Annotated in this window: 10 protein-coding genes and 1 rRNA gene; 7 read left to right on the top strand and 4 right to left on the bottom strand. The window is 39.5% G+C overall.

Going from position 1 to position 13,496, the window contains the following annotated elements:
* Positions 1-423: 423 nt before the first annotated feature.
* From PZE06_RS08050 to PZE06_RS08060, 3 genes are all read right to left on the bottom strand, one after another.
* Entirely contained in the window at positions 424-4,896 is a 4,473-nt protein-coding gene (locus PZE06_RS08050; RefSeq protein WP_275791661.1) for a glutamate synthase-related protein, read from the bottom strand.
* A gap of 513 nt (positions 4,897-5,409) precedes the next feature.
* Positions 5,410-6,708, bottom strand: a complete 1,299-nt coding sequence (locus tag PZE06_RS08055; protein WP_150915128.1) for a glutamate-1-semialdehyde 2,1-aminomutase — start codon at positions 6,706-6,708, stop codon at positions 5,410-5,412.
* Between the two features lie 269 nt (positions 6,709-6,977).
* The gene (locus tag PZE06_RS08060; RefSeq protein WP_150915127.1) at positions 6,978-7,457 is read right to left on the bottom strand and encodes a glutathione peroxidase; all 480 of its coding nucleotides are present in this window, start codon (positions 7,455-7,457) and stop codon (positions 6,978-6,980) included.
* Positions 7,458-7,771: 314 nt separating this feature from the next.
* Between PZE06_RS08060 and PZE06_RS08065 the strand changes: the two genes are divergently transcribed.
* From PZE06_RS08065 to perR, 5 genes are all read left to right on the top strand, one after another.
* Positions 7,772-8,176 carry a potassium channel family protein gene (locus PZE06_RS08065; RefSeq protein ID WP_095314043.1) on the top strand — a complete coding sequence of 135 codons (405 nt, stop codon included), beginning with the start codon at positions 7,772-7,774 and terminating at the stop codon, positions 8,174-8,176.
* 66 nt (positions 8,177-8,242) lie between these two features.
* The gene (gene bcp / locus PZE06_RS08070) at positions 8,243-8,710 is read left to right on the top strand and encodes a thioredoxin-dependent thiol peroxidase (RefSeq protein ID WP_150915126.1); all 468 of its coding nucleotides are present in this window, start codon (positions 8,243-8,245) and stop codon (positions 8,708-8,710) included.
* Between the two features lie 272 nt (positions 8,711-8,982).
* Positions 8,983-9,561: a hypothetical protein gene (locus PZE06_RS08075; protein WP_095314039.1), complete on the top strand. Its 579-nt coding sequence runs from the start codon at positions 8,983-8,985 to the stop codon at positions 9,559-9,561.
* Between the two features lie 344 nt (positions 9,562-9,905).
* Positions 9,906-10,856 (top strand): D-2-hydroxyacid dehydrogenase, encoded by a 951-nt coding sequence (locus PZE06_RS08080; protein ID WP_150915125.1) that lies wholly within the window; start codon positions 9,906-9,908, stop codon positions 10,854-10,856.
* A gap of 90 nt (positions 10,857-10,946) precedes the next feature.
* Positions 10,947-11,384 (top strand): peroxide-responsive transcriptional repressor PerR, encoded by a 438-nt coding sequence (perR, locus tag PZE06_RS08085; RefSeq protein ID WP_170943657.1) that lies wholly within the window; start codon positions 10,947-10,949, stop codon positions 11,382-11,384.
* A 193-nt stretch (positions 11,385-11,577) separates the two neighbouring features.
* Here perR and PZE06_RS08090 read toward each other — a convergent pair whose 3' ends face one another.
* Complete coding sequence (locus PZE06_RS08090; RefSeq protein ID WP_095314033.1) at positions 11,578-11,931, bottom strand: YgzB family protein; 354 nt, start codon at positions 11,929-11,931, stop codon at positions 11,578-11,580.
* Between the two features lie 152 nt (positions 11,932-12,083).
* On the opposite strand from PZE06_RS08090, the gene PZE06_RS08095 reads away from it, so the two are divergent.
* A complete protein-coding gene (locus PZE06_RS08095; RefSeq protein WP_095314031.1) occupies positions 12,084-12,959 on the top strand; it encodes a nucleotidyltransferase-like protein in 876 nt (291 codons plus the stop codon).
* A gap of 309 nt (positions 12,960-13,268) precedes the next feature.
* Positions 13,269-13,496: ribosomal RNA gene (locus PZE06_RS08100) — 16S ribosomal RNA — on the top strand; the annotation flags it as partial.

Consider the following 13,496-nt stretch of genomic DNA (forward strand, 5'->3'; position numbering starts at 1 on the left):
TCTTAATTGGACTATAATGAAACAATTGCAGTCAAGGAGAGGCGACGAATGTCGTTTTGAAGATAAAGAATTTTTTTCGATTAAGCAGCACGGATATAAATGGATAAATAGAAGAGAAAGTGCATTTGAACAAGCAAACGAGGCTAAGAGAGGGGAGTCCATGGACAACCAAGCGAGGCGAAGGAGAAGCAGAGTCCGAATAGGTAGTGCAATCGGGCTGCCAAGTGAAGAAACCAGAGAGAAGAGCCCGAATCAAATGTGCGATCGAAAAATCAGATAGAAAAGAAGAAGCTGTGAAGAAAAGGCTGGAAATTGACTGACAAAATTAAGCTTTAAATCGCCGTCAAACGAACAAAACAAAGAAAGGAGCAGTAAGCTCTTACACAAACTAAAAAACGCCCGCTCAAAGGCGGGCGTCTAACATCATTCAGTTGAAACAGATGGATCTGCTTGTTCTTTTACTGGTACTACTTGAACGAAATGTTCTTCAGGGTCTTGAAGGAGAAGGGTTAGTTTGTTTGCTTCTTCGTCTTGACCTTGAGCTTTAAGCATATCAATGTACTGGCTAAGAAGTTCAACGACATCTGAAACACCTTTTTCAGATAAAGCTGATACGGTTACTTTCGCCCCTTTGGCGATCCTTCTTTGGATGGCTTCCTTCGTTAAACCTAGCTCAGGCTGATGTCTTAAGTAGACGACACCGCCGGTCATACCAGCACAAATCCATGGACCTGGATCGCCCAGCACTAAGCCGCGACCATTGGTCATGTATTCAAAGGCAAAACCTTTAATGTTCGCTCTTGAACCGATATTGCCATTTTCTTTTGCAGGGATGGCATTCTTTACTTGGCCACCGATAATCATATCAGCGCCAGATAAGCGAATACCTGCGCGTGCATCGGCATTGCCTTGAGCAACGAGCAAGCCTTGCTGCGCTCCATAACCGAAGCCTTTTCCGACCGAACCGTTGTAATATTGTCCGTTTTTCCCCTTTGATTTAAAGATGAGGATTTGGCCGCCAAAGGATGTCTTACCAGTTCCGTCTTGGGAACCACCTGATACTTCAATTTTAATGCCTTCACTGTTGTATGCTCCGAGTCCATTACCTGGAATGGAACCGTTCTTGTACTTGAGCTCAACAGCAGGAAGAGCTTTATAGGAGCCATCTAAACGGCCGAGAACACGGTGGCAAGAAACGCGGCTTCCCAATACGCGCTGCTCCGACGTAATGCTATGATATTCGCGAGATTGCTGGAGCTCGCCAACATTGCTATCTAAAAACTCTGCGCCGACTGCCATTTGAAGCTGGGCAGCTTCCGTTGCGGCAGCTGCTTCTTTTTGCCCAAATTGACCAATATCAAGTGTTTTTAACAAGTAAGTTAAATCTAATTGCTCGGTGCCTTTTGCTTGTTGCAGAAGGTCGGAGCGACCGACGATGTCCTGAAGATTTTTAAAGCCTAATGACGCTGTGAGCTCCTTTAGCTCATTTCCAAAAGCAGTGAAAAGGTTGATAATTCCTTGAACAGCTAGGTCAAATTGTCTTGGAACAAATCTTCTTAAACCATGATCCTTCGCCTGCGCTTCAGATTCGATTTGTGTAGCAATTCCAACATGACAAGTATCTAAGTGACAGCCACGGCAAGTTGTACAGCCGATGGCAATCATTGATAAAGTACCGAATCCGACACGATTAGCTCCAAGAAGCATCACTTTAATGACATCTTTGGCGCTCTTAATACCGCCATCTGCCCAAAGCTCTACTTGGTCACGGATTCCAGCTTCCAACAAGGCATTATGAGCTGCTTTAACACCGATTTCAACTGGAAGCCCGACATATTGAAGAGCGTGAATTCTTGCAGCACCAGTACCACCATCGAATCCGCTTAACGTGATAATGTCGGCGCCGGCCTTGGCAATTCCAACAGCGATTGTGCCGATGTTTGGAACGACCGGAACTTTGACAGAAACTTTCGCCTTGTCGTTTGCGGTTTTGAGTTCATGAATCATCTGTGCTAGATCTTCAATCGAGTAGATATCATGATTGTTAGACGGTGATATCAAGTCGGAACCTATTGTCGCATTTCTAGCTTCGGCAATTTTTTCTGTAACCTTTGAGCCTGGTAGATGTCCACCTTCACCCGGTTTTGCTCCTTGCCCAATTTTAATTTCAAGGAGGTTTGAAGAGTTTAGTAGCTCAGCATTGACACCAAAACGACCTGAGGCAACTTGCTGGCCGCGCGTTTTTGGATATTTACCAAGCATATCCTTAATTTCCCCACCTTCACCGTTAAGGCTAATCATATTTAATCGGTCTGCCCCTTCGGCGTAAGCGCGGAAGGCAATTTCATTTTGAGATCCGAAAGACATAGAGGAAATCACGAATGGTAAACTATGCTCGCCTACACTAATGTCAACATCACTTGCTGAAATACCTGAAGCAGATGTTTTCAAATCAGTTAAATGGCGGATCGTTGTTGGATTCTGTTCTTCTTGCTCGCTGATTTTTTCCTTATATGCACTGTAGTCACCGGTTGATGCCACATCACCGATAGCTTTCCAAATGCGAGGGAAGAGGTTGAATGACTTTCCGACACGCTCTTTTTCATTTTGATAATCTGCCGCTCTTTCAAGGGCATCATTTTTCATGGACTCAAAATTATAGGCGAGCTCACGAGAACCGAAAAAGTTAACGATGTTAAGGACGTTAGCAACTTCTTCATTTAAACCAATGGCCGAAAACAATCTTCCGTAGCCTCGAAGTTCATGAATACCGATCGTAGAGATGACCTTTTCCAAACCTTTCGTAAGGGCAGAGTAAAGATTAACGATAGGCTTAATAGACTCATCAAACACGGTCATAAACATATAGTAAGGACTGATTAAGTCAGAGCCTAATCCGAAGGCGACAATAATATCGTGTAAAGAGCGAATGGAAGCAGAGCGTAATAGAATGGAGCAATTTCTGCGCAGTTCCTCTTTCACAAGCGCTTGATCGACGGCTGATGTAACAAGATGTGGATCAAGCCATAATGAATCATTTATATGAGCCTGACTGTCGTCAAGCACAATTAGTGTTTTGCCATCCTTTACTGCAGTTACAGCTTCCGCTTGAAGACGAGTTATTGCTGCTTCAACCGTTTCATTCTTATCCATGGTCATAGATAAGTAAGAGACGAGATTTTCCTTTTGGAATAAAGCTGTTACTTGATCATAGCTAGGTTGATTTATTTCCAATGAACATTCGTAGCCAGCCGCACCTTCAATGAGCAATGGCGTAGGCAATTCTACAAGTGTACCTGGCAATTTTTTCGCAAAAAGGGAAGGTCGCTCGCCAATAATCGTTCTTGTTGAAAAATGCTCAGACTCCCGATCGCGGTCAATTGCTGGGTTCGTTACAACAGCGACACTTTCTTTAATAAAATCAGCAACGTTTTTACGATTTGGATTGATCGCGGCCAAAGGTGAATCATGTCCAAGTGAACGGATCGGTTCAACACCCTTTTCCGCCATTTGCTCAATTAATTGAATATGATCCCTTTCCCAGCCGAATGCTTTATACTGACCGTTATGAATCTTCGTCGGATAGGTTACGCTTACGGTTTTATCAAGTTTTGGAACAGTGAGGCGTTTTCTTGCATCTGTGATGTCCGCTCTTGTTGAAAATCTCTCGTAAACAGTAGCCTGATATTGATCATGCTCATAGACTTTTAATAGATCGCCATCCCACTTCAGTCCAACCTTTTCTCCTGGTGCAAGTGGCTTTGGCTCATTTACATATTCACTTGAAGGAATAATTCCTGGTTCAGAAGAGAACAGATAGGAACTTTCTGTCTCAAGCATCCAAAGCGGGCGCAAACCTAATGCATCGACACTGAAGACAGCTTCGTCACCAAAGCGGGAGATAATGCCTGCCGGACCTTGAGCGAAATGTCCCCATGCTTCACGCATGTAACTATATAAATCTTGAAGATGCTTTGGATATGCTTTAATTTCATTAATAATCGGTGGAAAAAGTAAATCTAATGCTTCAAATAAAGAGTAGCCATCACGACAAATAAGCGTCTCAATCGTTCTGCTTAAATCTTGTGAATCACTGCCATCCTTAACAAGAGGAACACCGATCATTTTTGCTTCATCACGAAGTTTAGCAATGGTATTAATTTCACCGTTGTGACCAAGTACACTAAACGGCTGAACACGATTAAAGCTGGACAATGTGTTCGTAGAGTAGCGATTATGCCCTAATGTCATTGTTGAAGCAACGAGTGGGTTTGCAAGATCGTTATAATACTTTGGTAAAATATCACCGGCACCCATTACTTTATAAACGGCATGATATTGGCTTAATGAAGCAACATGGATGTGATCGTTCTTTTCTATTTCTACAGTTAGTTCAAATAGTTTTTTTGAAAGCTCTTGTCCCGTTACATCACTTTTGAGGGCAACTTGCCAAAACACAGGATTTTCTTGGATTGCAATGGGCCCTAAAGCAGAAGAATTACTTTCTTCAGTTGACTCAAATAAAATTTCCAAGTGAGCTTTTTCCAATTTTGAAATCAAATCTTCTTTTAGAGCTTGCGGCTGTTCTTTTCTATTAATAAAGATATGTCCGACTACAAATCCAGCTTGATCAACCACTTCTGTGTTTAGACCAACCTTTTCTAATTTTTCTTTCCAAAGTGTACGTGGAATGTCGATGTGAATTCCTACCCCATCACCTTCGCCATTAATGAAACCAGCACGGTGATTCATTGTCACGAGGGCATTAATACAATTAAATATATTTTCACGGGTAGGGGTATTGGTTTTTTCCATTGAGGCCACAATTCCGCAAGCATCATGTTCTTGGCGGTAAAATTCATTAAATTGTGAGGGGCTCCAGTGTTGATTTGTCATAACTTAGGCTTTAAAAAGGCTCTGCCTTAAAGCCGTTCACCTCCTAAAATTTCATAATTAGATTGACGAGCTGGACAAGCCAGCGATTGGGATCTTATGTATGGGACATACGTTTTACCAATCTGGAAAAATATTCGTCAATCCAATGGCTTTAATATTGAGTGGAAAATTGAAGGTAGCTTCCCTATCATTCTAGAATAATAGAAGATAAAGTCGGCTTTATAGAAAACTATTGGGGAAGAGCTCGAAAGATGAAACTCTATCTCTTAATTATGTGAGATTATTTGACAAAAAATAACCACACTTAAAGAAGCCAAATAGTAATACCAGTGTATCATAAGAATTTTCAGAAATCAATTATTTATACATAAACATGGATATGTTTTTTGAAATAAATGGGAAGAAATTACCACAAAACCTTATAATGTAACCGTTTACAATGAATATGATCTATAAAAAAGGAGCCTTATTGGGCTCCTTGATGCATAAAATATGAATATTTATGCTCGTTTTTTAAGCGTTAGCAGACAGTTCCTGAAAAGCTTGATCGACAGCATGGAGAGTGGCTTCAATATCTTCTGTCGTATGAGCGATCGTGACAAACCATGCTTCATACTTGGATGGTGCAAGATTAATGCCTTGCTGAAGCATGAGCTTAAAGAACTTGGCAAACATTTCACCGTCTGTGTTTTCGGCTTGCTCATAGTTTTCAACTTTCACATCTGTGAAATAAACTGTTAGAGCCCCTTTTAGGCGATTTATTGTTATCGGAATTCGGTGTTCTCGTGCTGATTTTGTGATACCCTCTTCAAGCATGGCACCAAGCTTGTCCAAATAATCGTAAACCCCGTCTTGTTTTAAAACTTCTAGGCAAGCGATGCCAGATAAGATCGAGGCGGGGTTTCCAGCCATAGTTCCTGCTTGGTAGGCTGGACCAAGGGGAGCCACACTTTCCATTATTTCTTTCTTTCCGCCATAGGCACCGATTGGAAGTCCGCCGCCAATAATTTTTCCCATCGCTGTTAAATCAGGCTGAATTCCCAACATATCCTGTGCTCCTCCGTACATAAAGCGGAAAGCAGTAATCACTTCATCGTAAATCACAAGGGCCCCGGCTTTATGGGCAAGGTCATTCACTTGTTGTAAAAATCCATCTTTGGGCTCGACAATGCCGAAGTTGCCAACAATTGGCTCAACGAGAACCCCAGCAATTTGGTCGCCCCATTTATTCAATGCTTCTTTAAATGGTTCGATATCATTGAAAGGAACGGTTATTACTTCTTGTGCAATGCTTTGCGGGACACCAGCAGAATCTGGTGTGCCTAGTGTAGAAGGGCCCGAACCTGCTGCGACAAGAACAAGATCGGAATGTCCATGATAGCATCCAGTGAATTTAATGATTTTATCCCTGCCTGTATAGGCGCGAGCAACACGGATTGTGGTCATAACCGCTTCGGTGCCAGAATTAACAAAACGAACTTTCTCAAGATTAGGCATTGCTTCACGAAGCATTTTGGCAAACTTGACTTCGTGTGGTGTGGGTGTTCCATATAACACTCCAGTTTCGGCTGCTCTTTTAATCGCTTCTGTTATATGTGGATGAGCATGACCTGTTATGATTGGACCGTATGCAGCTAAATAGTCGATATATTGATTGCCGTCGACATCCCAAAAATAGGCACCGCTTGCCCGTTCCATTGCGATTGGAGACCCGCCGCCAACCGCTTTGTAGGAGCGGGAAGGGCTATTAACTCCACCTACTATGTATTCCAACGCTTCCTCATGAAGACGTTCTGAATTTGTAAACTTCATAAAAATCCTCCTAATCCTTTCATTAAAACTACCTAATATATTTTAGCACTTGTGTTGCTATTAATGGAAGCAAGCGAAAAAAACTGGTCGCCTTTTATCCTTTCCAGTTAGGAGTGAGATAGATAGCATTCGTTTCTGCCGTGAGCGCTAAAGGGGGAGTTTCCACGGTGAAATTTTTCATCGAAAAACTCCCCTTAAGGCAGACAGAGTGTTTGCCTTAAGGGGAGCACTTTTATTTAAAGTTTGCCTGCTAGGCAGTCTTCGAAAGTTTAAGCGAACAGCTTTGCTAAATCTTTTTCAATTTGGCTTGGCTCAGTTGTAGGAGCGTAGCGTTCAACGACTTGACCAGTTTGATCAACGAGAAATTTAGTGAAATTCCATTTAATATTCTTCGATAACACTCCTTTTTTCTCTTCTTTTAAAAATGTGAAAAGAGGGTCTGCATTTTCACCATTTACATCGATTTTTGCGAACATTGGGAAGGTAACACCATAATTTTTTTGGCAAAATTGGAGGGTTTCATCGATCTGAGCAAATTCCTGATTGTTAAATTGGTCGCAAGGGAAGCCCAAAATCACGAAGTCTTGGTCGGCAAATTTATCGTATAGCTCTTGCAGCCCTTTAAACTGAGGAGTTAATCCGCATTTACTTGCCGTGTTTACAATGAGCAATACTTTGCCTGAGTAATCTTTTAACGACTTTTCTGTTCCGTCTGTCATTTTGACATGAAAATCATATACTGTTTTCATTTTAAACCTCCCGAAATTTCTTATTTTCATTTTAACACGAGTGCTCGACTTTTGCGTACAATTGGAAACGTTCAATAGAAGCAGTTTCCCTTCATTTGCAGTGTGTAGACAAGCTGTTCTATAAAACAGTGATTTGACGTATATATGAAAGAAACATGCTTTATTTTTGTAAAGGTAAAAGATTTTTGACTTAACTTGTGTGAAGCGGCGATTTTACTCGCCATTTAGTGATGATCGGTGCATGAAGCAAATGGGGGAAACATCAATACCGACAGATAGTTAGATTCTTTGCAAGAAAAGAGGGGGTGGACCGGTTGATCTTTTACATATCGATTTTGATCATTGTGATTTGTGTTGTGAGTAGTATCCGACTTCTGTTTACCCCCTATAAAATAAAGGGAAAAAGGGTGTCTCTTGAGAATTTTTTATTCCTTGGAGCTATCTATGCTACCGTTATGGTTAGCTTTGGACTTCTATATGTTTTGCTAGAACTACACGATTTTGCTGTCTTGGATGATGGTTATATTCCGGTAGCCAATCGTTTTTTAACTCGCTTAGAAACAGGCCTTTACTTTAGCGCGATTACATTATTTTCCGTGGGCTACGGCGATATTGCGCCGATCGGAGTGGGGAGAATTATTGCTGTTATCGAAGCGTTGATCGGCTATACGATTCCAGCTGCTTTTGTTGCCAGAACTGTGCTTGATCTAGATAAATAGTCTAATGCTTGTCTTTACTCCGCGGATTCGTTACGCTAATGGTAATAATGAAACGGAGGGATAGCAATGTCTATTGAACAAGGTCAATTAGCACCAGATTTTCAATTACCTGCAAGTGATGGTAGTATGGTCAAACTTTCGGATTTAAGAGGAAAAAATGTTGTTTTATATTTTTACCCGAAGGATATGACGCCAGGTTGTACGACAGAGGCGTGTGATTTCCGCGATCACCATCAAAATTTTACTGACGTCGATGCGGTCATCTTAGGGGTAAGTCCTGATCCGATCGAACGGCATGAGAAATTTATTGAAAAGCATGGGCTTCCTTTTCTTCTTTTGGCAGATGAAGACCATGAAGTTGCCGAAAAATATGGAGTTTGGAAATTAAAAAAGAATTTTGGTAAAGAATATATGGGAATTGAGCGGTCCACTTTTATTATTAACAAAGAGGGAAAAATTGCTAAATCATGGTTGAAGGTTAAAGTTAAAGGACATGTGGAGGAAACATTACAATTTGTGGAAGAAAATCTATAAATAAGTTGTGGATCAGACCAAAGGATTCATAGTATGATTTCGATATAACGCATGCAGCGTTTGAATCATTTACTTAAATATTGGTCATGAATCCTCGGAAAGAGGATGTACTTGATTGGCTACCAAATAAGTTGGGGCCAATTTTTTTATTTTTTTTGAGAAAAATGAAGTAATAACCGTTTCAAATACGTCTAATAATTATGAGACTGGAAAAAAGATGTCATAGAAGATGCAGCCCAATAACAAAACTTAGTCAAAGTAGGTGATGGATTTTGACAGAAAAAGAGATTTATATACTTCTTACAGATACAGGCACTTGGTTTTCAAAAATGATTAAAATGTATACGAGGTTTCCGTATAATCATGTTTCCATTGCCTTAGATCAAGGATTACAAAATATTTACAGTTTTGGGCGAAAAGTTTATACCAATCCGTTTTCAGGTGGCTTCGTGAAAGAACGTATGGATCAAGGTGTGTTTTTTCATAAAAAAGAAACGAAATGTGTGCTCTATAAATTAACAGTCAATGAAGAGCAATTTAATGAGATTATCCAAATAATTTATCAATTTGAACGGTTCTCAGCAAATTATCGATACAATTTATTGGGGATTTTCGCGATTGCCCTTAATATGAAATTAAAACGAGATAATGCCTTTACCTGCTCACAATTTGTCGCAACCGTTTTGGGAATGAGTGGTTTGAAGCTGATGAAAAAAAGTCCTGAACTCATGAGACCGGATGATTTTGCTCTTATTCCAACATTAGAATTAATATATGAAGGAAAACTTCATGAATATCAAAATTATATTCAACCAGCTCCTTTCCCAGTAAGAAATGTTATCGGTGTTTAATGAACTTATATCTTTATCATTTAATTTCAGGCTGCTTCCTTTGGGGCGGCTATTCTTAAGTATAGGTGAATAAATTTGTGCGGAACAGGGCAAGCAGTTCCTTGAGAAAAAGTCAGGATATGCCATTTATAACGTAAAGAGTTGCTCGTAAAATTTATTTTTACAGTCTGTGCGGGTGTCCACGCATCTATTGAAGTGCTGAATATGATTGTATTAGGGCATACCTCCTCAGACAAATGTTTTATTTGACAGGTCACTTCGTTGGCCTGCTTTTTTTGTATATTTATCGACCATGATATTGTTAAAAAAGATTATAATAGAAGAAAAAAGAGGAGAGTGATCGAGTGAAGGTAGTATCATCTATTTTACCTGACGAATCGATTCAAGAAATGATCCGTGCCAAGTTTCCAAACGTTCAATTTGAATTTTATAAAGGGATGAAACATGCTCAAACGAGCTTTCAAGATGCAGAAATCTTCATTACTTATGGCGAAGACTTGACTGAAGAGGATATTACGAAGGCTCAGAATTTAAACTGGATTATGGTCATGTCCGCAGGCCTTGATAAAATGCCGCTGGCGGCTTGCCATAAAAAGGGGATTATCATCACGAACGCGCGCGGAGTACATAAGATACCGATGGCAGAGTATGCGCTGGGAATGATGCTTCAATATGTAAAACAAGCTAGAGTATTGTGGAGCAACGAACAAGAAGAAAAATGGGAACGCCGCGTTCCGATGGAAGAGCTTTGTGGAAAAACGATTCTTATTTTAGGAGTAGGTGCGATTGGAGGAGAGATCGCGCGTCTTGCTAAAGCATTCAGAATGAATACAATCGGTGTAAATCGTACGGGAAATCCGGTTGAATTTGTAGATGAATTGTGTCAATTAGATGACATCTCTACAGTAGTGGGAAAAGCGGACTTCATTGTTTCTGTATTGCCAAGTACACCGGAAACCACTCATTTACTAACATATGAGCACTTTAAGCTGATGAAAAATACGTCTGTCTTTATCAATATTGGGCGTGGTGACTTGGTTGAAGAAGACACTCTTTTTGAGGTTATGAAGAATAAAGAGATCGCCCACTTATTTTTAGATGTATTTGCAGTCGAACCTTTGCCAGAGGGACATCCGTTTTGGCAAATGGAACAAGTAACCGTTACACCGCATCTTTCGAGCCTGACAAAGAATTATTTACCAAGATCATTTGAAATATTTGAAAAAAACTTACATACATATAATAATAAAGGTAATAACATGATAAATCAGATTGATTTAACGCGAGGGTATTAGTAGATATATTGACAAATAGGGAACTTTACGAGTACACTAATTATAAATATTATAAAGTAAGAATTTATACTAGAAAAGAGGTGCATGGCGGTGTCACATAGTGAATTAAAAGAAGCACTTGATACCTTAAAAGGAACTGGGGTTAGAATAACTCCACAACGTCATGCGATACTTGAGTATTTAATAAACTCAATGTCACATCCTACAGCTGATGATATTTATAAAGCATTGGAAGGCAAGTTTCCAAATATGAGTGTGGCAACGGTTTACAACAATCTAAGAGTATTTCGTGAGGTTGGTCTTGTAAAAGAATTAACCTATGGGGATGCATCTAGCCGCTTTGATTTTATTACAACTAATCATTATCATGTTATTTGTGAAGCTTGTGGGAAAATTGTCGACTTCCATTATCCAGGTTTGGATGAGGTTGAACATCTTGCTTCACACGTAACGGGCTTCAAGGTCAGTCATCATCGGATGGAAGTATACGGTACCTGTCCTGACTGTTCAGCCAAAGAAGCTCATTAACTGATAGTACTTGCTATCAGTTATTTTTTTTGTTCTATTCGTGCAAAATTCAAGTTATAGAGGACGTTCAAAAATGAAAAAACTCGGCAATTTCGCCGAGTTGGTAGTGGACTATGTAAAGATGTGATGAATTAGCATTCATAGCTTGTTATCCTTCTCCGGTACCCATTAGCTCTTTAAAGAGTTTCATTTTTTAGGAGTCTGCTTTTTTGCTGTTATATTTCTCATTAAATTCTAAACCTTCAAGGTTAGGATCAAGAGTGAGCGGTTCATTGCAATGCATACATATGTCGACTCGACCTAATATCTTTGTTGGTTTTTCACAGTTTGGGCATTTCACTTGAACAGTTTTTGTGGAAAGCATGCCAATCCAAAAATAAACAACTGTACTTGCAATAATAGACAGCAAACCTAAAAACATAAAAATAGACATTAAGATTACAGACTGCCTGAAAAATATCCCGAGATACATGATGAAAAATCCGACAAAAATCAAGCTGAGCGCAAACGTGCGGATTTTATTTATTTTACTTGAATATTTAGCCATTATTGTACCCTCCTAAGACTTAACTATATCACATAAATGAGGGTGAAATAAATGGTTAACAAGCGTTGGTGTCGAAGTTTGTCTAGAAAATTAGCAGGAGATCGTTTAGAATTGTCGAAGATATAGGCTAACAATATAATGGGGGAATGATGATGGAAGACATTCTTCGTCCGATTTATCAGGAAAGGGCAAGTGACCCGAATACTCTTGGAGTATTAACAATAGAAAAAATCCAATATTCAATACCAACAACCGATACGTTTGATACGATTCTTTTAATGGTTGTTAAAGAGGCAGAACAGCCTATATTTGTAAAGCACTATTCTTATGAAGGTAAAAAAGCCGCGCTTTATATAGTTACTGAAAAAAAGCTCAATAATTGGATACTATTAGGTTCTAATAAGAGAATATTTGATTGGCTCTATAATGGTAAAATTGTTTTTGACCGAAATGAATATGTTGCAAAATTAAAAGAAGAGATGAAGGAATTTCCGTTCTATGGACGAAAAATCAAAATGGGCTTGGAGTTTGCTAAGCTCATTCGTAGATACATGGATGGGAAAGCATTTTTTGAAAACCACCATTATTTGGATGCGTATAATCATGTCATTCACTCTTTGCACCATTTGGCAAGATTATCGATTATTGAAAATGGATTCCATCCTGAAGTAACAGTTTGGAATCAAGTGAAACAAATGGAGCCTGAGATTTACAAACTTTATGTGGAATTAGTGAATAGTGATGAAACGATGGAAAAACGCTTGGAGCTTCTCTTTCTTGCAAGTGAGTTTCTCATTCATTCACGTACAAAAGTCGGTATTAATCATTTATTAGAGGTTCTGGGTGAACGGGAATTTTGGACTTTTAACGATATGATTCGTCACGAAGAGTTAGTGGAGTATTCAGTTGATTTATCCATTTTACTCGAGTATTTGATTGAAAGAGGGTATATTGACGTTAAAAATGTGGAAACAAAAGGACAGGGTGTTTTTCATCGTTGTTACTTTGTAGCCAAAAAATTATCTTAAAAAAATATAAAAAAGGGTTGCTTTCTTTTAAAATACTTGTTATATTAATATCCGTCGCTGCGAAACGCATTGAAAAATGTTTTTCCTTTGACGGATTGCTTTTAAAAAAGATGTTGACATCAACATCACTACATGTTATATTAAGAAAGTCGCTTCTGAAGCGGCACTGTGATTGAACTTTTTGTTTTAATCATGATTGCACTTTGAAAACTAAACAAATCATACGTCAACAAATCATAGTGGAGGCACTCTTTATGAGAGCCGAAGCTAGCCAACGTTTATTATAAACATAAGAGCTAATCTTACTCTTTTTTGGAGAGTTTGATCCTGGCTCAGGACGAACGCTGGCGGCGTGCCTAATACATGCAAGTCGAGCGCTTGCACAAGAAAGCTTGCTTTCTTGTTGCTTGAGCGGCGGACGGGTGAGTAACACGTGGGCAACCTGCCTATAAGACTGGGATAACTTCGGGAAACCGGAGCTAATACCGGATAATGCTTTTGAACACATGTTTGAAAGCTGAAAGATGGTTTCGGCTA

It is taken from the genome of Robertmurraya sp. DFI.2.37, from assembly GCF_029211245.1.
Classification (GTDB): Bacteria; Bacillota; Bacilli; order Bacillales; family Cytobacillaceae; genus Robertmurraya; species Robertmurraya methanolica_A.

Excerpts from the sequence above, each read along its gene's own strand:
- PZE06_RS08090 (WP_095314033.1), bottom strand. The coding sequence starts at position 11,931 with ATGGCTAAATATTCAAGTAAAATAAATAAAATCCGCACGTTTGCGCTC.
- PZE06_RS08050 (WP_275791661.1), bottom strand. The coding sequence starts at position 4,896 with ATGACAAATCAACACTGGAGCCCCTCACAATTTAATGAATTTTACCGC.
- bcp (WP_150915126.1), top strand. The coding sequence starts at position 8,243 with ATGTCTATTGAACAAGGTCAATTAGCACCAGATTTTCAATTACCTGCA.
- PZE06_RS08055 (WP_150915128.1), bottom strand. The coding sequence starts at position 6,708 with ATGAAGTTTACAAATTCAGAACGTCTTCATGAGGAAGCGTTGGAATAC.
- PZE06_RS08060 (WP_150915127.1), bottom strand. The coding sequence starts at position 7,457 with ATGAAAACAGTATATGATTTTCATGTCAAAATGACAGACGGAACAGAA.
- PZE06_RS08095 (WP_095314031.1), top strand. The coding sequence starts at position 12,084 with ATGGAAGACATTCTTCGTCCGATTTATCAGGAAAGGGCAAGTGACCCG.